We start from the raw sequence: 23246 nt of genomic DNA, 5'->3' as shown, positions 1-23246 counted from the left end.
ATATGTCTGGATTCGAGATCGAAGTCTGGGGCGCACGCGGATCCGTGGCCGCCAGTCATAGCGACCTCATGCGCGCGGGTTGCAACACCACATGCGTCAGTGTTCGGATAGATGGCCATGTCATCATTCTGGATGCCGGCACAGGTCTTGTCCCGTTGGGACACCACATTCAGCAGGAACAGGTGCAAAACCTATCGCTGTTTTTAACCCACTATCATTACGACCATGTTCAGGGGCTGAACTTCTTTACCCCGTTCAATACCGGCAGCACCAATGTCACGATCCACGCCGGTACAGTGCATACGCCTGAACCGCCCGAGGTTGTGCTGGACCGCCTGTTTGATGACCCCTTTTGCCCCAACAGGCTGTCCTGCTATCCGGCGAATATCGGCTTTTCCAGCTTTACCGACCGGCAGGAAATCGCCCTGCCCGCCAATGCGACACTGACGCCCTATGTCCTGAACCACCCCTCGGGCGCATATGGGTTTCGCATTCAGCACCGTGGCCGCATTTTCGTTTTTGCGCCCGATTTCGAGATTGGCGATCCCGCCGGCGATGCCGCATTGGCGGACCTGTTGCGCGATGCCGATCTTGCCTTTCTCGACGCGATGTTCACCACGCAGGAGTTGGAGAAGCGGCGCGGATTCGGGCATTCTGAATGGCAACAGGTGGCGCAGCATTGCGACGCGGCGCGTGTCAAATCATGGCAGATGTTTCACCACGCCCCCAATCGCTCCGATGACCAACTGGACACGATGGAGGCGACCCTACGCGAAACCCATCCAGCCTGCGGCGCCGCGCGTGAGGGGGACCGCTACGCGCTATAGCACCCGGATTTTGCCAGCCATATAGCAGCCGGAAAGCAGCCACTAACCAGCCAGTCTTTCCAGCCCAGATCGCGACACATAATCAATCGTGAACCAGTTCGATTTCCCGGTTCAGCAATGCTCCGAACAAAATGACAAAGCTGGTGACAAAGAACCACATCATCAGCGCGGCAACCGCCCCGATCGAGCCGTAAACCTCGTTATAATTCCCGAAATTCGTCAGATAATAGGAAAACAGCACCGAGGCTGTGGTCCACAAAATCGCCGACACAATCGCACCGAACGAAAACACAGGATAGCGTTCCCCCTGCCGGTTCGGACCATACCGATATAGCAGCCCGATCGCCAATGTCATGGCCCCCAAACCGATACCATAGGTCAGTAACTTCAGCGTGGTTTCCACCCCTGTTTTCAACGGGATATAAGTGAACATCAGCGGCATCGCGACCACAGCCAGCAATGCAAATATCACCACGCCGATCAGGGTCAGTGTCAGGACAACCGCCGTCAGCGTATGTTTCAAAAACGACCTGCGATCCCGATCCGAAAACACCAGATGCAACCCTTGCAGCAGTGCATTGGACCCAGCGCGCGCCGCCCACAACGTGAAAACGATCGACATCACACCGCGCAAACCATGATCCGACCGGCCCGTGGCGATGATGTTCAGCAACTGCGCCTGTATCAGTTCAAAGGCGGACGGCGGTAAAAACCCCTGCATCGTGTTGATATGTATCAGGATAATTGTCGGATCAGCGACATACCCATAAGCCGCAATCAAAAAGGCCATAAATGGAAAGATCGACAAGGTCGCAAAAAATGCCATTCCGCCCGATGCTAAAAATAACGAGCTATCGCCAACACCCTGCACAACACGGGCGACAACCGTCCGCCAATCGCGCCAATTCAACTGGCCCACGGGGCGCAACATAAAGGTTAGCTTAGGGTTCAAAATCGGGTCACCTGTCTGCTTTGATTGGATAATATCTAATCCAAATATCTATGACATTACTGCCGATGCATGAACATTCAATCACACTGCGCCGCGTGATCCGTAATGGGGCATCCGCGATTACATCGCCAGTCTGACCAGGAAACTGTAGCAATCCGTATAAATGACCACGGTATTGCCGCAATTCTTGGCCTATCAGGACTATGAATGGCACGGGCCATTTGCGATAACCAAGGCATACTAGACTGTCTGGGAGTGAGAATAGATGACCAAGCAATTAATGATTTATGAGCGCGCCGTACCGGTTTCCTCTGATGCACACCGTGATTGGTCTGTTCAGGCCGGACGTGATTTCTCTTTCGCTAGTGAAATCAACTCCGTACCGCTGTTGGCGGCTGAGTTTGCTGCCGCAGCAGGTGAGCACACAATCGTTTTCGCCGGTGAGGGCGATGCGATTTTCCCTTCGGTCATTCTGGGCCAGCGTGACGGGCAGAACGCCCATGTGAACGCCGAGGGTACGTGGCTGAGCGGTTATATCCCTGCATTCCTGCGCCGTTACCCCTTCGTTTTTGCCGGTGCTGAGGACACGTCCAACTTCACATTGTGCATCGATGAGGAATTCGACGGCTTTAACAAGGATGGCAAAGGCGAGCGCCTGTTCGACAGCGCCGGCGAGCGGACTGAATACCTTGAGCGGATGCTGAAATTCACATCCGACTATCAGACACAGTTCAACCGCACGCAGATGTTTGCAAAGCGTTTGGCCGATCTGGACCTGCTGGAGCCCGCACAGGCACAGTTCCGCGATGCAGAGGGCAAACAGTCCAGCCTGACCGGTTTCAAAACCATCAAGCGTGATGCACTGCGTCAACTGTCCGGCGATACGCTGGCTGAAATGGCAAAAACGGATGAGCTGGAGCTGTGCTACCTGCACCTGCACTCGCTGACCAACCTGCCATCGATGAACCAGCGTCTGGCGCAAAAGGCAGCTGCCTAATCTAATCTTGCGAGGTCCGTTTGCGGACCTCGCACCCCTTACGGCCAGGCTATAGCCGCACCCCCCACAAAGGTTTCTGATATGGCAGAGGCAAAGTTGCCTTTCCTGCGTCGCAATGCCCGTTGGTTGGGCGCCGGCGCAATGATGACGGGCCTGTCCAGTTTTGGGCAAACGTCATTCATCTCACTCTATTCCGGCGAAATTCGGGGCACCTATGACCTTAGCGATGGGGAATGGGGGCTGATCTATGCTGTTGGTACTTTGGCCTCAGCCGTGCTGATGCTGTTCACCGGCGGGCTGACGGACAGGTTTCGCGCACGCGATTTGGCCACTGTTGCGATGCTGGGACTGGCCTGTACCGCGCTGGTGCTATGGTCCGGACCGCCCTTGGCCGCGCTGCCGCTGATCATTCTGGGGCTGCGATTTTTCGGACAAGGATGGCTAAGCCATGTACCCAGCGTTGCGGTCGGCCGATGGTTTTCCGCCAATCGCGGCACGGGCATTGCCGCCACAAAGCTAGGCTTTTCACTGGGTGAGGCGACCCTGCCAGTCATATTTGTCGCTCTTGCCGCAACGGTCGGATGGCAGGGCAGCTGGGCCGCCGCCGCACTGGTCCTGATCGTCGCGATCCCGTTTCTGCGCTATCTGCTGCGCACCGAACGTGATCCCCGCGGCATAGTGACGGATGTCGGTACCCCCGGCATGGGTGGCCAGCATTGGACCCGCAGCCAAGCGTTACGCCACTGGCTGTTCTGGGCCTTGGTTCCCGCGCTGCTGTGCCAACCGATCTTCGCCACGGCTTTCTTTTTCCAACAGGTGCATCTGGTGGAGCTAAAGGGATGGAGCCTGTCCGCCTTTGTCGGGTTTTACCCTGCCTATACGCTGGCGGCAGTGGGCGGATTGATCCTGGGCGGCTTGGCCAGCGATCAATTTGGCGCCCGCCGGATCGCACCATGGATGCTGCTGCCCATGATCCCCGGTTTGATCGTCACAGCCCTAGGGCAAGGGATCTGGGCCGGCGCGGTTGGTCTGGTCTCCATCGGCGCGATGGCTGGATTTGCGAATGCAGTCGCCGGCACATTGTGGCCCGAGCTATATGGCACCCGAAATCTGGGAAGCATCAGGGCCGTTGCGACCTCTCTGATGGTGTTTGCAACGGCTTTGGGGCCTGCGGTGACCGGATTGCTGATCGATGCCGGAGTGGATTACAGGGTGCAACTGATCGCAATGGCGCTGTATTCCGCCGCGATGTGCATAGTGCTCGCTGTATCACTTAGCCGCGCGCCCGCCTGAGATAGACGTAATAGGCCCCGTCGCCGCCATGGCTGCGATGGGCCGGCGCGATCTGTAAAATAAGGCTGTGCAGCGGTGGCAGGCGCAGCCATTGCGGCACCTGATGGCGCAAAACGCCGTAGCGTTCCGGTATAATTGCATCATCCGCGCCGCGCTTACCCTTACCTGTAATGACAAGAGCCAGCCGCACACCGTTGCCATGGGTGCGCAGGATAAAGCCACGCAGCGCATCATGAGCGTGGGCGGCAGTCATTCCGTGCAAATCAATCCGCGCCTGTGGTTTTAGACGACCGCGCACCATCTTCTCAAACGCGCGGCGGTCCATAGCCAGGGATTCACGGCCCGGAGCAGGGGCGGCGTCAAACCGCGCACCGGGTTTCGCGGGCCGACCTGTGGGGCGTAGTAACTGTGGAACATGCAGCATCGGATCGGCCGGTGTCGGCTGCGGCATGGGGTCCTGCTCGATATCCGCCATGGATTGCGGCAAGTCGCGCTCTCGCATTTCGACGCTATCGGCCACACGCGACCAGAGGGCTTTCTCCTCCTGCGTTAGGGAGCGCCGCCGCCGCGCCACCTCAACCCCCGTCCAGCGTGGCACGGGGCATCAGGACAACCATGCGGCCCTCACCACGCTGCCGGCCGGCCAGCGCAAAGGCATCGGCACCCGAACCGAAAAAGATGTCAGCACGCTGCGCGCCTGTAACCGCCGCGCCAACATCCTGCGCAATCATCAATTGCTTTAGCGCGCCGGCATCGGTTTCAGTCTCCAACCAAACAGGCAGGCCCAGTGGAACGTAATCATTATCAACGGCAACGCTGCGCATCTGGGTTACGGGAACGCCCATTGCGCCCTCCGGCCCCTCACCACGGCTAAGGCCCGTGACCTCACGAAAGAAAATATAGCTGGGGTTCTGATTCAAAACCGCCCGTCCGATGGATCCATTTTCACGGACCCATGCCTTGATCCCCCCCGCTGAAACACGGTGCACAGGCAGCAGCCCCTCACGCGCCATATAGCGGCCAACGGATCGGTAGGGATGGTTGTTACGCCCGCCAAAGCCCAGACGCAGGATCGAGCCGTCCTGCAACAGCAAGCGGCCAGACCCCTGTACGTGCAGGAAAAAAGCATCGACCGGATCATCCAGCCAAGCGATCTCCAGCCCACGACCGGTCAACGCGCCCGCCTCGATCTGCTCACGGGTCAGCCACGGGGATCGCGAATTCGCAACCTCACGCGGGCGACGGTATAGCGGATAGCGGAACCGGTCGGTTCGCACTGTGCTGGCCTGTAATTCAGGTTCGTAATAGCCGGTAAACAGCGGATCGCCGCCATCCTCGATCAGGATCGGCTGAAAGGCAGCCTCGAAAAACGTGCGGGAATCAAAGGCGGCTTCGCCCGCGCGGCACAGCGATTCCCAGTGGTCATCGGGCACCAGATCACCGGTTGAACTGCGATCACAGCTGCGCAGGAAAACCGCCAGCGCAGCGTCGTGATCATCCTCATACCATCCATCTAGTTCAGCATAGGAAAGCGGTCGCATGGTTTGTGCATGAGCGGGCATCAGTCCGAGCGCACACAGCGCCAGCGCACCGAAAATCTTACGGTACGCCACAGCTTCACGCCCCGGTCGCGACGAGCAGCCAGTTCGGATTGTCCGAACCCATAACGCGCGAGAAGGTCCACGTATCCGACTGGCGCTTCACTACATGCGGGTCACCCTCGACCACATCGCCATTCGCATTCCGCACAACGGAGGTCAGTTCACCCACAAAGCGCACAACAACATCGCCGACATTATCCAGATCATCGAAGCGGGCATCCTTGAGCTTTACCTCACGCACGCCGATGAAGTTTGCCTCAACAGTCAGACCTGCCTCAGCACGCTGTTCAACGGCCTGTTCGAATCCCTGATAAACATCTGGAGCCAGAAATTGCTGCAAGGTATCCAGATCGCCGTTTTCATACGCCATCAGGATCATTTCATAGGCTTGCTTGGACCCTGCGATGAAGTCGGTCACGCCGAAATCCGGCTCGACCCGCTTCATCTGAACCAGAGCGTGGCCCGCATCACTGTCCAGATCAACGTGATCGGCGATGTCGCGATCCTTGCCGCCGCCCTCGATCACCTCAAATTCTGCATCGCGGGACGGTCCGGGCATAGGTGGCCGTGGCATTTCGTCGGCCGATGGCTCAAAACCCGTGCGCGTGCCCAGCACGCTGCGCAGTTTCAGCACTAGGAACACGGCAACCGCGGCAAGGACGAGCAATGGTAGCAAACTCATAACGTGTATCTCTTCCTTTGACGGGCATTTAGCATTGGTGCTGGCAACATTACAGATAGTGCATATCTAAGGAACGACAGGGGCCAAGTCCATGCGGTGCGCATGCAGAGCCCCAACAGGAGGCAAGACATGTTGATTTTTCTGGCGCTGATCGCGGTGCCGCTGATCGAAATCGCGTTATTTATCCAAGTGGGCGGCCTGATCGGGCTGTTCCCAACACTGGCAACCGTACTGCTGACAGCAGTTGTCGGTACGTGGTTGCTACGCAAACAGGGCGGCGGAGCCTTGCGTGAGCTACAGCACATCCTGCAAACCGGCGGTGATCCGCGCGGGCCACTGGCGCATGGGGCACTGATCCTCGTGGCTGGTATCCTGCTGTTAACACCCGGCTTCTTTACCGATGCGCTGGGATTCTCGCTGCTGGTGCCGTTTATCCGCGATATCGTCATTCGTGAATTGGCCAAGCGGGTAACCGTTGCCGCCACCCATCGCGCCGGCGCGGAGGCAGGGCGAGGCCCCGGCATGCGGCCTGATGTCATTGACGGCCAGTACGAGGTCGAAACCCCGCCCGAGGATGGCCCCCGCGGAAATTCCGGTTGGACACAACCGCGTGAGTGATCATATGGCGTCGGCGTTGTGATGGTGCCTCCGCTCTGATAAACGCAACGCCGAACACGACAACATTCCAGCGAGGAACGTCATGACGGACGAGACCACGGGTGCAGCAGCGCCAACCGATCAGCCGGCCGCACAGCCCCAGATCCGCATTCGGAACCAGTACATCAAGGATGTCTCGTTCGAGAACATCGCCGCACAAAAGGGCAACGCCCCTGCAACGCCACCACAGGTGCGCGTTGGTGTGAATCTGGACGCCAAGAAGGTCGGCGACACCGAGGTATACGAGGTTGTTCTGACGTTGAAAATCAACGCAGAATCCAACGATCAGCCGGTATTCCTGATGGAACTGGACTATGCCGGCATGTTCGAGATTTCGAACGTTCCCGCCGCGCAGATGCACCCGTTCCTGTTGATCCAGTGCCCCACGATGATCTTCCCGTTCGCACGCCGGATCGTCAGCGATATGACCCGCGATGGTGGTTTCCCACCAGTGAACGTCGATCCTATCGACTTCATGGCGCTGTACCGGAACGAACTGACCCGCCGCCAGCAGGCGCAGCAGGCATCCGAGGGCAATACCGGCACCGCATAATTCGCAGTTCCGTACCGAATTCAGGGCGGCATCGGGAAACCGGTGCCGCCTTTTTCGTTATCCCTTGGAAAAATCGTTCCAGAATGCCTTATCGCCCAGCTTTTCCACAAACCCGTCAAAGGCTTGCTGTTCTGCATCCGTGATACGCGCGGGCAGGGGTTGCGGACGGGCCGATGGGGTCCACTGCTTTGCGCTTACGGTGTTATTCGTGTTGTCCTGCACAACGGACAGCGTGAAATCCGGCTGCCGTCCGCCGACAAGCTCCAGATAAACCTCCGCCAAAATCTCGGAATCCAGCAGCGCGCCGTGTTTGGTACGCGCCGAGTTATCAATTCCGAACCGTCGGCACAGCGCATCCAGCGAGTTTTGCGCCCCCGGAAACCGACTGCGCGCAATGCCCAGCGTATCCAGCGCCTGCGCCATGGGCAGGGTTGGCAACCCCATCCACTTCAGCTCCGCGTTCAGAAATTTCATATCGAAGCTGGCGTTGTGGATCACCATCTTGCTGTCACCGACGAAATCCAGAAATGCCTGCCCGATTTTTCTGAAGACCGGCTTGTCCTTCAGGAAATCAATGCTCAACCCGTGAACATTGAATGCCTCCTGCGGCATGTCGCGTTCGGGGTTGATATATTGGTGATAGGTTTCACCGGTCGGCATGTGGTTGAACAGTTCAACCGCGCCAATCTCAACAATCCTGTCGCCGGACAGTGGGTCGAGTCCGGTGGTTTCCGTATCCAGAACGATTTCACGCATTCATTGTGCCCCTGATACTATCCAAAATGGCGCGAACCTGATCACGCGCTGCATCCATCCCCTGTGAGGTATCGATCACATGGTCCGCCTGCGCGCGCTTTTCTGCGTCTGGCACCTGCTTGGCAAGGATAGCTTCAAAGGCGGCAACCGTCATGCCATCCCGTGCAAGGACGCGTTCACGCTGTACCGCTGCCGGCGCGCTGACCACAACAACGCTATCATAGGCCTGCGCCTGACCCGTTTCGAACAATAGCGGAATGTCGAACAGGATGATTGGGGCCGTATTTTCCGCAACAAACTGCGTGCGATCCGCCCCGACGAGGGGGTGCACGATGCTCTCCACCTGTTTCATCAGCGCAGGATCGGTGAGCAATGCCTGTCGCAGGTGAATACGATCGACGGCACCGGCCTGAACAGCATCGGGGATCAGCGCGCCCAGCGGTACAACCGCCGCGCCACCCTGTGTATAAAGCCGATGCACCACCGCATCCGCGTCCCAAACCGGAACGTCCTCAGCCATGAACAGCGCAGCCGTCGTGGATTTTCCCATTCCGATGGACCCGGTCAGCCCGATCCGATGCGCAATCATGCCGCCAGCACAGCTTTGCGCAGGTCGTCATCAACCTCGGGCGCGTGCTCGAACCATTGCCGGAAACCGGGCACTGCCTGATGCAGCAACATTCCCAAACCATCCACAGTGACCAGGCCGGCAGCGTTTGCAGCCCGCAGGAACGGTGTCGTCAGTGGGTTATACACAATATCCGTCGCAATCGCCGTGCCGGGGGCCGCATCGAAGCTGATATTCAGCTCCGGCTGGCCAGCCATCCCCAGTGATGTCGTGTTGATGATCGTGCTGGCCCCATCCATCGCATCGGCGGCACGATTCCAGTCAATGACCTGTATCCGTGCGCCATACTGATCCTTGAGGATCTCCGCCCGTTGACGGGTGCGGTTCGCGATGCGGATTTCGGGCGCGCCCTCGGTTATTAGCGCAGAAATGATGCCCCGCGCGGCCCCACCGGCGCCCAGTACCAAGCATGGACCACTGCGTGCGGACCAGCCCGGCGCATTCTGGCGCAGGTTTTCTATAAATCCGTAACCATCTGTATTATCGCCATAAATACCGCCGTCATCGCGAAATATCAGCGTGTTAGCAGCCCCGATCAGTGCCGCACGATCGCTGATTTTATCCGCCAGCGGCAGCACAGTTTGCTTATAGGGCAGGGTAACATTCACGCCGCGAAAACCTAGTCGCGGCAGCGACCGGATACCGTTTTCAAAATCCTGTGGCGCGATGCCCAACGGAACATAGTACCCAGGAATCCCGTAACGTTTGAGCCAATGCCCATGCAACGCGGGTGAGCGTGACAGCCCGATCGGCCATCCAACAACACCGGCTAGCGGCGGCGATGTATATGTCATTCGGTCAAGATTCCCCGTGCGCGTAAAAACCCTAGGACTTCGAGCAAAGGTAGACCAAGTACGCTGAAATAGTCCCCCTGAACGCGGCTGAACAGCTGCGCGCCCTTTTCTTCGAGTTTGTATCCGCCGACCGTTTCAAACAATGCCGCGCCGCCATCTGTGACGTATTCTTCGAGATATGTGTCGGAAAAGGAACGCATTATCAACTGCGCACGCCCGATATGCCGCCAAACGGGCCGCCCCCCCTCGCAGATCACCGCCGCGGACAGAAGCTCGTGGCTGGTTCCGCGCAATTCACGCAGTTGGGCGCGCAATTCATCAGCATTTTGCGCCTTATCATATAGCTTTCCCGCGCTGACCAGCACCTGATCCGCCGATAAAACAAAGTCAGACCCGTTGCGCGCAGAGACCCGCAAGCCCTTTAGCTCCGCCAATTTATCCGCAATGTCACGCGGCGGTGCGCCCTCGGCCAGCATAGCGCGCTTTACCGCGTCCTCATCCACCCGCGAAACATCCACACGATGGGCAACGCCGGCATCACGCAACATTTTAGAGCGCGCGCTGGAGCTTGAAGCCAAGATTAGGTCTGTCATGTCGCGCGCTTTCTGAGTTTGGCGAGAATTGCTGCCGCTGTTTCCTCAATGGAGCGGCGGCTAACGTCAATAACCGGAATGTCGTGACGCTCAAAAAACAGGCGTGCCTCGGAAACTTCGGAACGGATCGTGTCGATATCTGCGTATCCCTGCGTGGCACCGCGATCCAACGCGACCAAACGATGTGCGCGAATTTGAGCCAAGCGGGCAGGGCTGACCACCAAACCCACCACCATCACGCCGACCTCGATCGCCGCCAGCAAACCGGGCGGGGCGGGGACATGGGGAACCAGAGGAACATTTGCTGCCCTAACTCCCTGATAACCAAGGTAAATACATGTCGGCGTTTTGGAGCTACGGCTAACCCCAACCAAAATCACATCCGCTGCCAGCAAACGCCCCGTATCCACGCCATCATCATGAGCCATGGCGAAATCAATCGCGCTGATCCGTTTCTGGTAATTCTGGTCCACACGATGCTGCTGCCCCGGCATTGATGGCCCCGGTGAGCCAAGATGCCGCGTCATCGCGCGCACTGTGGTATCGAGCACGCCAATCGCCTCAATCCCACGCTGCATCGCCAATGAAACCAGATGCTCCTCAAGCTTTTGATCGGCTAAAGTGTGCAAAATCAATGCCGGCTGCTGCACACGCTCAACAATCTGGGTGATCTGTTCGCGCGTGCGGACAAAGACGTTTTCCTCGGTCTGTAATTGCGCGCCCTCGAATCGAATTGCGCTGGCACGCGCCGCTGAGGCGATCGTGTTGCCTGTGGAATCGGAAATCAGGTGCAAGGTGAGGCGATTTTGCGCGGTCAAGACCAACAATCCTGTGGATGAATTCGGGGATATGCCTGTCAACGATAGTGGGTCCAACCTGTGGAGAAAAGCAAATGCACGGTTTCATCCTCGGTTTACCCAATTGCATTCACAGGCCGGCGACAGCCCGTGGGTAAAATCACATCACCTGTGGATAACTTCGCTGAGAATCCACAGACTCGGCAGGGTTCGAAGGAGTCAATCTGAGTCGGATTTGGAATGTCAAAATTCTGAAAAACTAAGCCACTGAAATAATACAAAAATTATGCTATTCAGTTACGCACATAGCAGCATGCAATTTGTCATGCAGAATCGATTCTCTGTGGGCAAGCATGTGGAGAAATCTGTGCGTAGAGATAATCCCCAAGATTCACAGACCTACTACAAACTACAACCTTTTCATTCTTTAAGATATTAAGGGGGCCAAAGCCGCACACTTGATCGCAGACACAAAACCGGCAAAGACGTTTGCATTGAGAAGGGTATGACATGTTTCAAGATCTCCTCGGCATCGCCTATCCATGGCTAAAGGCCGCACATCTGATAGCCGTCATCTCGTGGATGGCAGGTTTGTTTTATCTACCCAGATTGTTCGTGCATCACGCAGAACGGGCGAGACCTGGCAGTGAGATGTCGGAGACGTTCAAAATGATGGAGATGAAGCTCTATAGCGTCATCATGACACCAGCCATGATCGCAACATGGGTCTTCGGGCTTAGCCTTGCAGCGATACCCGGTGTTATCGGCTGGTGGTTCTTGCCCAAATTCATTGCAGTGATTGCTATGAGCGGGTTTCACGGTTGGCTAAACAAGCGCCGTAAGGATTTTCTGGCTGATGCGAACACCAAAAGCGGCCGCACCTATCGTTACGCCAATGAAATTCCGACGCTGCTAATGGTCGTAATCGTTGTAATGGTTATCGTAAAACCGTTCTGAGGTGGAGCAGAGTTGACATTTTGCTGCTATCCGCCATATCTAACTCAAACCGTCCCATTCAGCGACGCTTCCCTCCCTCTACTGTTGTCTGGCGCCCATATGCGCCGATCACACAATCGGACTGAAATTAATGGAAATTGAACGCCTCTCGCTCGCCGAGTTGAAAGCGAAGAGCCCTGCCGATCTTCTGAAGATGGCTGAGGAGCTCGAGATCGAAAACGCCTCGACGATGCGTAAGGGCGATATGATGTTCGCTATCCTCAAGGAAACGGCTGAGGATGGCGTAGAAATCTCTGGTGATGGCGTTCTGGAGGTTTTGCAGGACGGTTTCGGGTTCCTGCGTTCGCCTGAGGCAAACTATCTGCCCGGTCCTGACGATATTTACGTATCTCCCAGCCAAATCCGCAAATTCAGCCTGCGCACTGGCGACACGGTTGACGGTGTTATTCGCGCGCCCAAGGATGGTGAGAACTATTTTGGTCTGGTGAAGGTCACGCTGATCAACTTCGAGGATCCTGAGCGGGTAAATCACAAGGTTCACTTCGACAACCTGACGCCACTATATCCTGATGAGCGTCTGACGATGGAAGTACAGGACCCAACGATCAAGGATCGTTCGGCGCGTGTTATCGATCTGGTTTCGCCGATTGGTAAGGGTCAGCGTTGTCTGATCGTCGCGCCGCCGCGCACTGGTAAAACGGTTATTTTGCAGAATATTGCAAACTCGATCGAGAAAAATCACCCCGAATGCTACCTGATCGTTCTGCTGATTGATGAACGGCCCGAGGAAGTTACCGACATGCAGCGCTCGGTTAAGGGTGAGGTTGTTTCCTCGACCTTTGACGAGCCGGCAACGCGCCACGTTGCGGTATCCGAAATGGTTATCGAGAAGGCAAAACGCCTGGTTGAGCATAAGCGCGATGTTGTCATCCTGCTGGATTCGATCACACGCTTGGGCCGCGCATTCAACACAGTTGTTCCGTCGTCAGGTAAAGTATTGACCGGTGGTGTTGATGCAAACGCATTGCAGCGTCCCAAGCGCTTCTTTGGTGCAGCACGTAATATCGAGGAAGGTGGTTCGCTTACTATTATCGCGACAGCACTAATCGATACGGGTAGCCGTATGGATGAAGTTATCTTCGAAGAATTTAAGGGTACAGGTAACTCTGAAATTGTTCTGGATCGTAAGATTGCTGATAAGCGTGTATTCCCAGCTATCGACATCATGAAATCCGGTACGCGGAAAGAAGATTTGTTGGTCGAGAAAACCGACCTTACGAAAATGTTCGTTCTGCGCCGCATTCTGAACCCAATGGGCACTACAGATGCTATCGAATTCTTGCTTGGGAAGCTGAAGCAGACCAAGAGCAATTCTGACTTCTTCGATTCTATGAACACGTAGTAAGTTACTATTATGGGGGTTCCCTTAGGAACCCCACGGTGGTTGCAATGTTTGATACAATATTTGCACCTGCGACGGCGCCGGGACGCGCCGGCGTGGGGATCATTCGGGTTTCCGGACCTCTGGCGCATGAGGTCGGTATAGCTCTTTGCGGTTCACTACCGGCGGCCAGAACGTCTGCGCTGCGACTGCTGCGCGATCCACGAGATAGTTCCGTTATTGATCAAGCGCTTATCTTAAGTTTCGATGCGGATGCCAGCTTTACTGGTGAGCCGGTGGTTGAATTCCATCACCACGGTTCGCCGGCTGTTCTTACCCAACTGATGAAGGTGCTGGGTGCATTCGGGGGTACTCGTGTCGCTGAGGCCGGCGAGTTTACACGGCGAAGCCTGGAAAACGGCCGACTTGACCTAGCACAGGTTGAGGGCCTTGCTGATCTGATTGATTCAGACACTGATGAACAGCGTCGGCAGGCATTGCGGGTCATGGATGGTGAATTATCACGATTGGTGAAAACGTGGCGGGCCAATTTGCTACGCGCTATCGCTCTAATTGAGGCGACAATCGATTTCGCTGATGAGGATGTTCCTGTAGATGTCTTTCCAGAAGTCAGGCAGTTGTTAACTTATGTCTCAGCCGGAATGAACGGGCAGCTGGCCGGCGCGAAGGCTGCCAAGCAAGTTAGAACCGGTTTTGAGGTCGCAATTGTTGGGCGCCCGAATTCCGGAAAATCGAGCTTGATTAACAAGCTAAGTCGGCGGGATGTGGCGCTGATCTCGGATATTGCCGGTACAACACGCGATGTAATCGAAGTGAGATTGGAGGTCGCGGGGCAACTTGTGACTTTTCTCGATACGGCGGGATTGCGGGAAACCAGCGATGTCGTTGAAGGGCTAGGTGTAGAGCTGGCAATCAAGCGTGCGACATCGGCGGATCTACGAATTTTCCTACTCGCGTCGGATCAGGATCAACCGGATGACGGCGTGCAGCCGCAGTCGCATGATTTGATAATCTATGGTAAGGATGATGACGGGGTTCGATCCGGAGTGTCGAGTCACACGGGCGCGGGCATTGATCAATTGCTTGATAATATTGGGCGGCAGCTCGGTGATTTGACGCAAGGGTCATCTTTGCTGATACGTGAGCGCCACCAGCAAGCGATGATGACTGCGGTTGAATATATCGGAGTTGCTCTTTCGAGTATCAAAATGGACTCGTTTGTAACGGAACTGATCGCCGAGGACGTTCGTTCGGCAATTATGGCCTTAGATAAATTGATTGGGCAAATAGGCGTTGAGGATGTGCTGGGTGAAATCTTCTCCAGCTTTTGCATAGGCAAGTGAGGATGTTTCACGTGAAACATAAAGCGTTCGATGTGATCGTAGTTGGGGGAGGGCATGCAGGTTCAGAAGCTGCAATGGCCGCCCATCGGATGGGTGTCCGCGTTGCCCTGATTACGCATCGGCGGGATCGTATTGGCGAAATGTCCTGTAATCCGGCCATTGGTGGATTGGGAAAAGGGCATCTCGTGCGCGAGATTGACGCCTTAGACGGTGTGATGGGGCGTGTCGCCGACCGTGCAGGTATTCAATTTCGGATGTTGAATCGCCGAAAAGGTCCTGCCGTCCAAGGGCCGCGAACCCAAGCTGATCGCGATCTCTACCGGAAACATATGCAGGCGGAATTCATAACTGCTGAAAACGTCACGATTATCGAGGCTAGCGTTGATGATCTGTTGATGGATGGTGGGCGCGTTACAGGTGTACGCCTGTCTGATGATAGCGAAGTTTCTGCTTCGGCAGTGATTTTGACTGCTGGTACGTTTCTGCGCGGCATTATCCATATTGGGGATGTAACGCATGAGGGCGGTCGCATGGGCGATCCAGCGTCATTGCTACTGGCAAAACGGATTGAGGACCTTGGCTTACCGTTAGGGCGATTGAAAACTGGGACGCCACCTCGCTTGAATTCCAAGACAATTGCATGGTCTGAGCTTGAATATCAGGATGCTGATGAAGAGCCTTCGCGCTTCTCATTCATGGATTCTGGGTCTTTGCCGAGGCAAATCGCATGCGGAATTACCCATACGAATGAGCGTACCCACGACATAATTCGCGAAAATCTACACCGCTCTGCGATGTATGGTGGGCATATTGAGGGTGTTGGCCCGCGATACTGCCCCTCAATCGAGGATAAAGTTGTACGTTTTGCAGATAAAACGTCACATCAAATTTTTCTAGAGCCTGAGGGTCTGACCTCTGATGTCGTATATCCAAATGGGATATCGACCTCATTACCTGTCGAGGTGCAAGATAATTATGTTCGGTCGATAGGTGGATTGGAAAACGTGGAAATCGTACAGCCGGGATATGCAATTGAGTACGATTACGTTGATCCTCGGTCGCTAGATTCCCGACTGAACGTACTGAACTGCCCGGGTTTGTACTTAGCGGGGCAGATCAATGGCACGACAGGTTATGAGGAAGCAGCGGCGCAGGGTTTGGTGGCCGGACTAAATGCCGCCCTATCTGTGAAGGGTAGGGATCCATTCATCTTGGATCGATCCCAAGCGTATATCGGTGTAATGGTTGATGATTTGGTGACGCGTGGGGTTGCTGAACCATACAGAATGTTTACTTCGCGGGCTGAATATCGGTTGGCTCTACGCGCTGACAATGCTGATCAGAGGCTAACAAAGCTAGGAATGGATATTGGCTGTGTTGGATCAAAGCGTTCTGATCTCTTTACGAAAAAGAGTGATGCACTGTCTCGCGGCCGTGAGATTCTGACAACAACGACGTTTACCCCAAACGAAGCGATCGCTGTCGGACTTCAGGTTAACCAAGATGGCCAGCGCCGTAGCCTATTTGAGCTGATGGCTCGACCAGATACGACTACGAAGGATGTCGTTGCGTTGTGTCCGCATGCTGCATCAATTGATGATCAGATCATGGGTCAGCTTTCGATTGATGCCCTATACGCAAATTATCTGGAGCGGCAGAAAAAGGATATTGCTGCACTTAAACGTGATGCAGAGGCGCTTTTGCCATCTGATTTAGATTATTCAGGCGTTGCGGGGCTTTCCACAGAGTTAAAGGGTAAGCTATCCACTGTGCGCCCCGGCTCAATTGCGCAAGCTTCTCGGATTGAGGGAATGACTCCTGCGGCGTTGAACCTATTGATTGCGGCTACCCGTCGATATTCACGAAAGTCGGCCTGATTTATGACTGATGCACGCTCTAAAATCGCCAATCATGTTTCACGTGAAACATTAGAGCGCCTAGAAACCTATGTTTCACTGCTTAACCGCTGGAATCCGCGAATTAACCTTGTGGCGCCCAGTACTCTGAAAGATGTTTGGTCGAGGCATATACTGGATTCTGTGCAGGTCGCAGAGCTTGCCAACGAAGATGCAAAGTGGGCTGATATTGGCTCCGGAGGGGGCTTTCCTGGTTTGGTTGTGGCGTGCCTGAACCCTAAGCGCGATCTTACTTTAATCGAAAGCGATCAGCGCAAATGCTTGTTTATGCAGACGGTCATTCGTGAATGTGGCCTATCAGCACGTGTTTTGAACGCCCGGATTGAGCAGGTTGAGCCACTTTCCGTGAGGGTTCTTAGCGCACGTGCGCTCGCGCCGTTAGCGATGTTACTGGAATTTGCCGAACGCCATCTGTCCGCTGATGGCACAGCATTGTTTCTCAAAGGGTCTAATCGGCAAATGGAGATCACAGATGCGCGCAAAGACTGGACTTTTGACCTGCTGGAGGTTCAAAGTCTTACCAACAAGGATAGCGCGATCCTTCAAATTCGGAACCTGAATCGTGTCTGAAAGTGACCCAAAATGAAGGTAATTTCACTCGCAAATCAGAAGGGCGGGGTGGGTAAAACCACGACTGCCATTAACCTGGGCACTGCCTTGGCTGCGGTTGGACAGCGTGTGTTGTTGGTCGATCTTGATCCTCAGGGTAATGCCTCCACCGGAATTGGGATCGAGAATAGCGCACGGCAAAAATCTACTTATGACGTGCTTGTTGAGCGGTTGCCTATTTCCGCCGCTGCACTCCCCACAATTGTTCCAAATCTGTCGATTGTACCGGCAACTTCGGATCTCAGTTCGGTTGATATTACGTTGTCGGGGGAGTCGAACAGGGCAAACCGGCTGCGCGATTGCCTACGATCTGAAAGTGGCGACTATGATTACGTGCTGGTTGACTGCCCACCCGCGCTAAATTTGCTGACATTGAACGCGCTTTCGGCTGCAAATTCCGTGCTGGTACCGCTGCAATGTGAGTTTTTTGCGCTTGAAGGGCTGACTCAACTCTTGAGTACGATCAAGGAAGTGCGCTCCGCCCTGAATCCAAAGCTGGAGATTGAGGGCATTGTCCTGACGATGTATGATCGCCGGAATAATCTATGCCATCAGGTTGCGGCCGATGCGCGTCAGACATTGGGCGAGATGGTATTTGAGACGGTAATCCCGCGAAATGTCCGTCTGTCCGAGGCTCCATCCCACGCGATGCCGGCCCTCCTTTACGATGAAACCAGCGCAGGTAGCCTAGCCTATCAACGTCTTGCGGCTGAGTTGCGAAGCCGTTCGGCGGGCGCTTAAATGATATTTGGAGTCCGTTATGCGTAAACCGGATCGTAAGGGCTTAGGCCGTGGTTTGTCTGCCTTGTTGGTGGACGTTGATCCGGCACAATCCTCTGGCAATCAGAACGTACAACACCTGCCAATCGATAATATCTCTCCAAACCCGGATCAGCCGCGCCGCAGTTTTACTGAAGAGAACTTAGAGGAACTGACTCGCTCAATCCGTGAGAAGGGCGTTATTCAGCCGCTGATTGTTCGCGTTGATCCCAAAAACAGTGAACGATACCAGATCGTAGCGGGTGAGCGTCGCTGGCGTGCATCGCAGCGAGCAAAACTGCATGAACTTCCCGTTGTTATACGTGAATTTAACGATGTCGAAGTGCTCGAAGTCGCAATCATCGAGAACATTCAGCGATCTGATCTTAACGCTGTTGAGGAGGCTCGCGGCTATAAGCAACTGATGGAAAAGTTCGGGCATACTCAGGAAAAACTAGCCGAGGCGCTGGGTAAATCCCGCTCCTACATCGCTAACCTATTGAGATTACTTGTACTTCCAGATGAAATTCTGGATATGCTGGTGGACGGTAAGCTGACCGCCGGCCATGCACGTACCCTTGTCCCCTTGGCTGATCCAGTACCGCTGGCGCATCAAATCGTGCAGCAGGGCCTGTCGGTACGTGAGGCGGAAAAGCGTGCAAAGGCGCCGGTTGGTTTGGGTACCCGTCAGCAGCCCCGCGCGCCGAAAAAGGACGCCGATACACGTTCGCTGGAGGGGGATTTGTCAGCGACGTTGGGTTTGGCGGTGTCTATTCAGCATCAGGCCGGCGGTGGCGGTCAGGTCAGTGTAACCTATAATGATCTGGATGAGCTGGATCGGTTGTGCCAATTGCTATCAGGCGGTGTCTGATCAGGCGATCAGTTCCCGTAGGATAGCATTTGTGATGGGCCGCCCGCGTGGTGTGATTTTCAATTGATCCGCATCGACCGAGACTTGTCCACCATCGGTCAAGCTAACCAAGGCGTCCTCGTTCAAGAAGTTGGCATCCAGTCTGCGAACCCGTTCCAAATTGATACCTTCGCTGAGGCGTAGCCCCATCAAAATACACTCCACAGCCTGATCGTGCGATGTCAGCTCCTCAGTGGGCAGGTAGCCATGGCCGGTGGTTTTGGCTGAATTTAACCATTCCTCGGGCATTCGCAGGGTCTCGGTGGCTAGGCGGTTGCCTTTGCCGTCGGTAATGCGACCATGCGCGCCGGGTCCGATACCGGCATAGTCGCCATAACGCCAATAGATCAGGTTGTGCTGCGATTCCGCGCCGGCCCGTGCGTGGTTTGAGATTTCATAAGCGGATAGGCCAGCCGCATCCATGATCTCCTGCGTGTCGAAATACATGTCGCTTGCATGCGCATCGCTGGGCAGGCCACGCAGCGCTCCGCGTGCGTGTAGCTCACCAAAGCGTGTCGTAGATTCGATGGTTAACTGATATAGGGAAAGATGATCTAAACCTAAGTTAATCGCTTGATTCAACTCGGATTTCCATGCATCCCGATCCTGCCCCTGACGTGCATAAATCAGATCAAAACTGACGCGGTCAAATGTGCGACGTGCAACGTCGAACGCATCCATAGCCTCACGCGCGGTGTGCATACGTCCTAGTCGTTTCAGGTCAGGGTCGTTTAGCGCCTGTATGCCCATGGACACACGATTGATGCCGGCATCGCGAAAGCCCTGGAACTTGCCTGCCTCCACGGAGGTGGGATTGGCCTCCAGCGTGACCTCTGCATCCGGCGATAGGGACCACACAGTGGCGATACGCTGCATGATTGCGGCGATGGTGTCGGGGTGCATCAGGCTGGGCGTGCCGCCGCCGAAAAAGACGGTATCGACGCGGCGTGGTCCGCTGAGCGCTGCGGCATGGTCGATCTCACGGCACAGGGCGTCGCGCCATGCAGCATGATCGACTTCACGCCGGACATGCGAGTTAAAGTCGCAATAGGGGCATTTGGACTGGCAAAAGGGCCAGTGCACATAGACGCCAAAGCCACCATTGCGCCAATCGGGGGATAGGACTTTAGACAAGGGCCTCAGCCACCAATTTACGGAACGCGGCGGAGCGGTGGCTCAGCGGTTCTTTCTGCGAATAGGGCATTTCGCCAAAGGTCACACTTTGCCCGTCGCGCATGAATATCGGATCATAGCCAAAGCCCTGATCGCCGCGGGGGGGCCAGACCAGTCGGCCTGACGCATCACCACGATAGATCTGATCATGCCCGTCTGGCCATGCGAGGCACAGCGTGCACACAAACCGACCGGTGCGCGGCTCGGGGGCGTTACGCTCCTCCAACTCGCGCCATGTGCGGCTCATCGCTTGCATAAAGTCCCGACCGTTTTCCGTTTCGGCCCAGTCGGCGGTGTAGACGCCGGGCGCGCCGTCCAGCGCATCAACTTCGATACCGGAATCATCGCTGAGAGCGATCAGGCCGGTTTCCTTTGCCGCGAAATGTGCCTTTAGCCGCGCATTACCGGCAAAGGTATCCTCGGTTTCTTCAGGCTCTGGCAGGCCCAGAACACCGGCGGAGGTAACGTCGATGCCATAGGGTTCTAGCAGTGCCGTAATCTCACGCAGCTTACCCGCATTATGGGATGCGAGGACCAGCCGGTCGCCCGAGGAAAGTTTGCGCATCATGCGATTGCTGTCTTTTGTGCGGCGACCAGTTCGTCAACGCCGGCGCCGGCAAGATCCAGTAGCTTGGTCAATTCATCGCGTGAAAACGCAGCCCCCTCAGCCGAGGCTTGAACCTCGATCAGGCCGCCATTGCCGGTCATGACGAAATTCGCATCGGTGCCGGCTGCGCTGTCCTCGGCGTAGTCGAGGTCCAGAACAGTTTGGCCGCCATAGATGCCACAGCTAACCGCGGCAACATGGGTGGGCAGCGGGTCGCTTTTCAGATCACCGGCCTTGAGCAGTTTGTTCACGGCCAGTCGCAAAGCAACCCAGCCGCCGGTGATGGACGCGCAGCGGGTGCCGCCATCAGCCTGCAAAACATCGCAGTCGACGGTGATCTGACGCTCACCCAAGGCAACGCGGTCCACGCCGGCGCGCAGCGAGCGACCGATCAGGCGTTGGATTTCCTGCGTGCGTCCCGATTGCTTGCCTGTTTGGGCCTCACGACGGTTCCGCGATGTCGTGGCGCGCGGCAGCATTCCGTATTCGGCAGTGACCCAGCCCAGTCCGGTATTGCGCAACCATGGCGGCACGCGGGGTTCCAGCGATGCGGTGCACAGAACGTGGGTGTTGCCACAGCGGATGATGCACGAACCCTCGGCGTGCATGGTCACATTCGTCTCGATAGAAACGGGGCGAAGTTGATCGATGGACCGGCCGGAAGGGCGCATGGTATTCTCCTGCTTAAGGTTGCTCTTCCCCTACATCATGCGGCTTATATCCGTCCAGTCGGGGGACGCCGGCGTTGACCTGCCTGCGTGGCATGTCTACCTGTGAATAAGCATGATAAATCCGCATACCAGCACGTTGGATGATATGAATGAGCGCGCCCGTGCGGTGTTTCGCTCACTGGTTGAGACGTATCTGGATACGGGAGAGCCTGTAGGATCACGTACCCTGTCACGATCCTTGGCGGAGCGTGTGTCGGCAGCCACGATACGCAACGTCATGCAGGATCTGGAGGTGCTGGGCCTGTTGGGTAGCCCCCATGTCAGCGCCGGCCGTATCCCGACGCAGCGTGGCCTGCGGATGTTTGTGGACGGATTTATCGAGGGCGGCGACGTGAACAGCGTTGACCGGCAGGAGATCGAGCGCGCGGTTGGCACCGATACAGATGACATCACAGGCGCGTTGAACCGCGCCGGCGGTGTGCTGTCGGGCCTGACGCGGGGTGCCTCGCTGGTGCTAACCCCGCAGGTTGAGGCGCCGATCCGCCATATCGAATTCGTTTCCCTATCCGAGGAACGCGCACTGGTCGTTCTGGTGATGGCGGATGGGCGGGTGGAAAACCGGTTGTTCACACCGCCACCGGGCTTGCCCCCCTCAGCCATGCGTGAGGCTGCGAATTTTCTGAACTCTATTCTGGAGGGTCGCACTGTCGGTGAGGCCCGCTCCATCGTGGAGCTGGAAATCACTGCGCGCCGTCAGGAGCTGGACGTTCTGGCGCGCAATCTGGTGGAATCGGGCGTAGCGCTATGGTCCGATAATACGAATGATGACCGCGATCGCCTGATTGTGCGCGGAACATCGCATCTGATTGACGCAACCGAGGCAGAGGACGATCTGGTGCGGGTGCGCCAACTGTTTGACGATATTGAGCGGAAGCGGGATTTGGCACAATTGCTGAGTTTGACCGAGGATGGCGACGGGGTGCGCGTTTTCATCGGGTCAGAAAACAAGCTCTTTTCACTTTCCGGTTCCTCTCTGGTCGTATCTCCCTATATGAACTCTGATCGGAAGATCATCGGAGCGATCGGCGTTATCGGCCCTACACGGCTGAATTACGGACGTATCGTGCCGATAGTTGATTACACCGCGCAATTGGTGGGCCGACTCCTCAAGGACGGTCGCTGAACGCGCTGAGCACGGAAAGCAAACATGTCGGACGAAAATGACGTGAACCAAGATCTAGAAGAAATCCTGAACGCCGAGGGCGAGAGCGAGGAAAATCTGGACGGCTATGCCGATCCGGATGCCGAAATCGCTAACCTTCGCAGCGAGAATGAGGAGTTGCGCGACAAATTGCTGCGCACCTATGCGGACATGGAAAACCTGCGCAAGCGGTTGGAGCGTGACCGTAAGGACGCCGAGGTTTACGGCGGCACACGCCTGGCGCGTGAATTGCTGCCCGTGCATGACAACCTGAAACGCGCGCTGGAAACCGTTACCGATGAACAGCGTGAGGCCGTTGGCGGCGTGCTGGAGGGTATCGAGCTGACCCAGCGTGAGCTGCTGAGCGCCTTTGAAAAGCACAAGATCACGCGCATCGATCCTGAAATGGGCGATAAGTTTGATCCAAAGCTGCATCAGGCAATGTTCGAGGCTCCAATGCCCGGCGTCGCGGCCGGCTGCGTGCTTCAGGTCATGACCGAGGGCTTCATGATCGGTGAGCGCTTGCTGCGCCCCGCGCAGGTTGGCGTATCTTCGGGTGGCTAAAGGA

The 23246-nt window shown here is 56.0% G+C and carries 26 protein-coding genes; 14 read left to right on the top strand and 12 right to left on the bottom strand.

What is annotated here, in order from left to right:
- The first annotated feature begins 2 nt into the window (after window positions 1-2).
- Window positions 3-827 (top strand): MBL fold metallo-hydrolase, encoded by an 825-nt coding sequence (locus CR254_RS05650; RefSeq protein ID WP_180955888.1) that lies wholly within the window; start codon window positions 3-5, stop codon window positions 825-827.
- Window positions 828-909: 82 nt separating this feature from the next.
- Here the strand turns inward: CR254_RS05650 and CR254_RS05645 are convergent, their stop codons facing one another.
- Window positions 910-1779 carry a YihY/virulence factor BrkB family protein gene (locus CR254_RS05645; protein WP_145996704.1) on the bottom strand — a complete coding sequence of 290 codons (870 nt, stop codon included), beginning with the start codon at window positions 1777-1779 and terminating at the stop codon, window positions 910-912.
- Between the two features lie 265 nt (window positions 1780-2044).
- Between CR254_RS05645 and CR254_RS05640 the strand changes: the two genes are divergently transcribed.
- Together CR254_RS05640 and CR254_RS05635 are read left to right on the top strand one after the other, a co-directional pair.
- On the top strand, window positions 2045-2776 hold the full coding sequence (locus CR254_RS05640) for a SapC family protein (protein WP_097928794.1): 732 nt from the start codon (window positions 2045-2047) through the stop codon (window positions 2774-2776).
- Between the two features lie 81 nt (window positions 2777-2857).
- The gene (locus CR254_RS05635) at window positions 2858-4069 is read left to right on the top strand and encodes an MFS transporter (protein WP_097928793.1); all 1212 of its coding nucleotides are present in this window, start codon (window positions 2858-2860) and stop codon (window positions 4067-4069) included.
- On the opposite strand, the gene CR254_RS05630 is transcribed toward CR254_RS05635, so the two are convergent.
- Genes CR254_RS05630 through CR254_RS05620 form a run of 3 tightly spaced genes read right to left on the bottom strand, consistent with a single transcriptional unit; the run spans window position 4050 to window position 6352 of the window.
- Window positions 4050-4667 carry a Smr/MutS family protein gene (locus CR254_RS05630; protein ID WP_245851402.1) on the bottom strand — a complete coding sequence of 206 codons (618 nt, stop codon included), beginning with the start codon at window positions 4665-4667 and terminating at the stop codon, window positions 4050-4052. The genes CR254_RS05635 and CR254_RS05630 overlap by 20 nt on opposite strands.
- On the bottom strand, window positions 4645-5631 hold the full coding sequence (mltA, locus tag CR254_RS05625; RefSeq protein ID WP_097928915.1) for an MltA domain-containing protein: 987 nt from the start codon (window positions 5629-5631) through the stop codon (window positions 4645-4647). The genes CR254_RS05630 and mltA overlap by 23 nt, the downstream gene beginning before the upstream one ends.
- Window positions 5632-5686: 55 nt before the next feature.
- Window positions 5687-6352, bottom strand: a complete 666-nt coding sequence (locus tag CR254_RS05620) for a Tim44/TimA family putative adaptor protein (protein WP_097928792.1) — start codon at window positions 6350-6352, stop codon at window positions 5687-5689.
- 129 nt (window positions 6353-6481) lie between these two features.
- Between CR254_RS05620 and CR254_RS05615 the strand changes: the two genes are divergently transcribed.
- Both CR254_RS05615 and secB read left to right on the top strand, forming a co-directional pair.
- Entirely contained in the window at window positions 6482-6970 is a 489-nt protein-coding gene (locus CR254_RS05615) for an FxsA family protein (protein WP_097928791.1), read from the top strand.
- 82 nt (window positions 6971-7052) lie between these two features.
- Entirely contained in the window at window positions 7053-7562 is a 510-nt protein-coding gene (gene secB, locus CR254_RS05610; RefSeq protein WP_097928790.1) for a protein-export chaperone SecB, read from the top strand.
- A gap of 57 nt (window positions 7563-7619) precedes the next feature.
- Here secB and dnaQ read toward each other — a convergent pair whose 3' ends face one another.
- From dnaQ to CR254_RS05585, 5 genes are read right to left on the bottom strand one after another with little or no spacing between them, the layout of a single operon-like run.
- The gene (gene dnaQ / locus CR254_RS05605; RefSeq protein ID WP_097928789.1) at window positions 7620-8318 is read right to left on the bottom strand and encodes a DNA polymerase III subunit epsilon; all 699 of its coding nucleotides are present in this window, start codon (window positions 8316-8318) and stop codon (window positions 7620-7622) included.
- A complete protein-coding gene (gene coaE / locus CR254_RS05600) occupies window positions 8311-8907 on the bottom strand; it encodes a dephospho-CoA kinase (RefSeq protein ID WP_097928788.1) in 597 nt (198 codons plus the stop codon). Before coaE ends, dnaQ begins: the two co-directional genes overlap by 8 nt.
- Entirely contained in the window at window positions 8904-9740 is an 837-nt protein-coding gene (locus CR254_RS05595; RefSeq protein WP_097928787.1) for a shikimate dehydrogenase, read from the bottom strand. Before CR254_RS05595 ends, coaE begins: the two co-directional genes overlap by 4 nt.
- A complete protein-coding gene (locus tag CR254_RS05590) occupies window positions 9737-10333 on the bottom strand; it encodes a Maf family protein (RefSeq protein ID WP_097928786.1) in 597 nt (198 codons plus the stop codon). Before CR254_RS05590 ends, CR254_RS05595 begins: the two co-directional genes overlap by 4 nt.
- Window positions 10330-11151 (bottom strand): pyruvate, water dikinase regulatory protein, encoded by an 822-nt coding sequence (locus CR254_RS05585; RefSeq protein ID WP_180955887.1) that lies wholly within the window; start codon window positions 11149-11151, stop codon window positions 10330-10332. Before CR254_RS05585 ends, CR254_RS05590 begins: the two co-directional genes overlap by 4 nt.
- A gap of 489 nt (window positions 11152-11640) precedes the next feature.
- Between CR254_RS05585 and hemJ the strand changes: the two genes are divergently transcribed.
- The 7 genes from hemJ (at window position 11641) to CR254_RS05550 (ending at window position 18987) form a co-directional block, all read left to right on the top strand.
- Window positions 11641-12087 carry a protoporphyrinogen oxidase HemJ gene (hemJ, locus tag CR254_RS05580; RefSeq protein ID WP_097928784.1) on the top strand — a complete coding sequence of 149 codons (447 nt, stop codon included), beginning with the start codon at window positions 11641-11643 and terminating at the stop codon, window positions 12085-12087.
- 130 nt (window positions 12088-12217) lie between these two features.
- Window positions 12218-13489, top strand: coding sequence for a transcription termination factor Rho (gene rho / locus CR254_RS05575; RefSeq protein ID WP_097928783.1), 1272 nt, complete (start codon window positions 12218-12220; stop codon window positions 13487-13489).
- A gap of 47 nt (window positions 13490-13536) precedes the next feature.
- The gene (gene mnmE / locus CR254_RS05570) at window positions 13537-14832 is read left to right on the top strand and encodes a tRNA uridine-5-carboxymethylaminomethyl(34) synthesis GTPase MnmE (protein ID WP_097928914.1); all 1296 of its coding nucleotides are present in this window, start codon (window positions 13537-13539) and stop codon (window positions 14830-14832) included.
- A 2-nt stretch (window positions 14833-14834) separates the two neighbouring features.
- The gene (gene mnmG / locus CR254_RS05565; protein ID WP_097928782.1) at window positions 14835-16709 is read left to right on the top strand and encodes a tRNA uridine-5-carboxymethylaminomethyl(34) synthesis enzyme MnmG; all 1875 of its coding nucleotides are present in this window, start codon (window positions 14835-14837) and stop codon (window positions 16707-16709) included.
- A gap of 3 nt (window positions 16710-16712) precedes the next feature.
- Window positions 16713-17318, top strand: a complete 606-nt coding sequence (gene rsmG, locus CR254_RS05560; RefSeq protein WP_097928781.1) for a 16S rRNA (guanine(527)-N(7))-methyltransferase RsmG — start codon at window positions 16713-16715, stop codon at window positions 17316-17318.
- A 12-nt stretch (window positions 17319-17330) separates the two neighbouring features.
- The gene (locus CR254_RS05555; protein WP_097928780.1) at window positions 17331-18098 is read left to right on the top strand and encodes a ParA family protein; all 768 of its coding nucleotides are present in this window, start codon (window positions 17331-17333) and stop codon (window positions 18096-18098) included.
- Window positions 18099-18117: 19 nt separating this feature from the next.
- The gene (locus CR254_RS05550; RefSeq protein WP_097928779.1) at window positions 18118-18987 is read left to right on the top strand and encodes a ParB/RepB/Spo0J family partition protein; all 870 of its coding nucleotides are present in this window, start codon (window positions 18118-18120) and stop codon (window positions 18985-18987) included.
- Here CR254_RS05550 and hemW read toward each other — a convergent pair whose 3' ends face one another.
- From hemW to rph, 3 genes are read right to left on the bottom strand one after another with little or no spacing between them, the layout of a single operon-like run.
- Window positions 18988-20160 carry a radical SAM family heme chaperone HemW gene (hemW, locus tag CR254_RS05545; RefSeq protein WP_097928778.1) on the bottom strand — a complete coding sequence of 391 codons (1173 nt, stop codon included), beginning with the start codon at window positions 20158-20160 and terminating at the stop codon, window positions 18988-18990. It lies immediately after the preceding gene.
- A complete protein-coding gene (locus CR254_RS05540) occupies window positions 20153-20764 on the bottom strand; it encodes a non-canonical purine NTP pyrophosphatase (protein ID WP_097928777.1) in 612 nt (203 codons plus the stop codon). The genes hemW and CR254_RS05540 overlap by 8 nt, the downstream gene beginning before the upstream one ends.
- Complete coding sequence (gene rph, locus CR254_RS05535) at window positions 20764-21477, bottom strand: ribonuclease PH (RefSeq protein ID WP_097928776.1); 714 nt, start codon at window positions 21475-21477, stop codon at window positions 20764-20766. The genes CR254_RS05540 and rph overlap by 1 nt, the downstream gene beginning before the upstream one ends.
- A gap of 112 nt (window positions 21478-21589) precedes the next feature.
- Here rph and hrcA point away from each other — a divergent pair, with 112 nt between their 5' ends.
- Window positions 21590-22660, top strand: a complete 1071-nt coding sequence (hrcA, locus tag CR254_RS05530; RefSeq protein WP_097928775.1) for a heat-inducible transcriptional repressor HrcA — start codon at window positions 21590-21592, stop codon at window positions 22658-22660.
- A gap of 24 nt (window positions 22661-22684) precedes the next feature.
- Window positions 22685-23242 carry a nucleotide exchange factor GrpE gene (gene grpE, locus CR254_RS05525; RefSeq protein WP_097928774.1) on the top strand — a complete coding sequence of 186 codons (558 nt, stop codon included), beginning with the start codon at window positions 22685-22687 and terminating at the stop codon, window positions 23240-23242.
- The last annotated feature ends 4 nt before the right edge of the window (window positions 23243-23246 follow it).

It is taken from the genome of Pontivivens marinum (genome assembly GCF_900231835.1).
Classification (GTDB): Bacteria; Pseudomonadota; Alphaproteobacteria; order Rhodobacterales; family Rhodobacteraceae; genus Pontivivens; species Pontivivens marinum.
Note: the sequence above shows the minus strand (reverse complement) of the source record. Positions and strands in the feature narration are given on the sequence as shown.

Coding starts and splice junctions, on each gene's coding strand:
- CR254_RS05650 (WP_180955888.1), top strand. CDS start 3: ATGTCTGGATTCGAGATCGAAGTCTGGGGCGCACGCGGATCCGTGGCC.
- CR254_RS05640 (WP_097928794.1), top strand. CDS start 2,045: ATGACCAAGCAATTAATGATTTATGAGCGCGCCGTACCGGTTTCCTCT.
- CR254_RS05635 (WP_097928793.1), top strand. CDS start 2,858: ATGGCAGAGGCAAAGTTGCCTTTCCTGCGTCGCAATGCCCGTTGGTTG.
- mltA (WP_097928915.1), bottom strand. CDS start 5,631: ATGCCCGCTCATGCACAAACCATGCGACCGCTTTCCTATGCTGAACTA.
- CR254_RS05620 (WP_097928792.1), bottom strand. CDS start 6,352: ATGAGTTTGCTACCATTGCTCGTCCTTGCCGCGGTTGCCGTGTTCCTA.
- CR254_RS05615 (WP_097928791.1), top strand. CDS start 6,482: ATGTTGATTTTTCTGGCGCTGATCGCGGTGCCGCTGATCGAAATCGCG.
- secB (WP_097928790.1), top strand. CDS start 7,053: ATGACGGACGAGACCACGGGTGCAGCAGCGCCAACCGATCAGCCGGCC.
- dnaQ (WP_097928789.1), bottom strand. CDS start 8,318: ATGCGTGAAATCGTTCTGGATACGGAAACCACCGGACTCGACCCACTG.
- coaE (WP_097928788.1), bottom strand. CDS start 8,907: ATGATTGCGCATCGGATCGGGCTGACCGGGTCCATCGGAATGGGAAAA.
- CR254_RS05595 (WP_097928787.1), bottom strand. CDS start 9,740: ATGACATATACATCGCCGCCGCTAGCCGGTGTTGTTGGATGGCCGATC.
- CR254_RS05590 (WP_097928786.1), bottom strand. CDS start 10,333: ATGACAGACCTAATCTTGGCTTCAAGCTCCAGCGCGCGCTCTAAAATG.
- hemJ (WP_097928784.1), top strand. CDS start 11,641: ATGTTTCAAGATCTCCTCGGCATCGCCTATCCATGGCTAAAGGCCGCA.
- rho (WP_097928783.1), top strand. CDS start 12,218: ATGGAAATTGAACGCCTCTCGCTCGCCGAGTTGAAAGCGAAGAGCCCT.
- mnmE (WP_097928914.1), top strand. CDS start 13,537: ATGTTTGATACAATATTTGCACCTGCGACGGCGCCGGGACGCGCCGGC.
- mnmG (WP_097928782.1), top strand. CDS start 14,835: ATGTTTCACGTGAAACATAAAGCGTTCGATGTGATCGTAGTTGGGGGA.
- rsmG (WP_097928781.1), top strand. CDS start 16,713: ATGACTGATGCACGCTCTAAAATCGCCAATCATGTTTCACGTGAAACA.
- CR254_RS05555 (WP_097928780.1), top strand. CDS start 17,331: ATGAAGGTAATTTCACTCGCAAATCAGAAGGGCGGGGTGGGTAAAACC.
- CR254_RS05550 (WP_097928779.1), top strand. CDS start 18,118: ATGCGTAAACCGGATCGTAAGGGCTTAGGCCGTGGTTTGTCTGCCTTG.
- CR254_RS05540 (WP_097928777.1), bottom strand. CDS start 20,764: ATGCGCAAACTTTCCTCGGGCGACCGGCTGGTCCTCGCATCCCATAAT.
- rph (WP_097928776.1), bottom strand. CDS start 21,477: ATGCGCCCTTCCGGCCGGTCCATCGATCAACTTCGCCCCGTTTCTATC.
- hrcA (WP_097928775.1), top strand. CDS start 21,590: ATGATAAATCCGCATACCAGCACGTTGGATGATATGAATGAGCGCGCC.
- grpE (WP_097928774.1), top strand. CDS start 22,685: ATGTCGGACGAAAATGACGTGAACCAAGATCTAGAAGAAATCCTGAAC.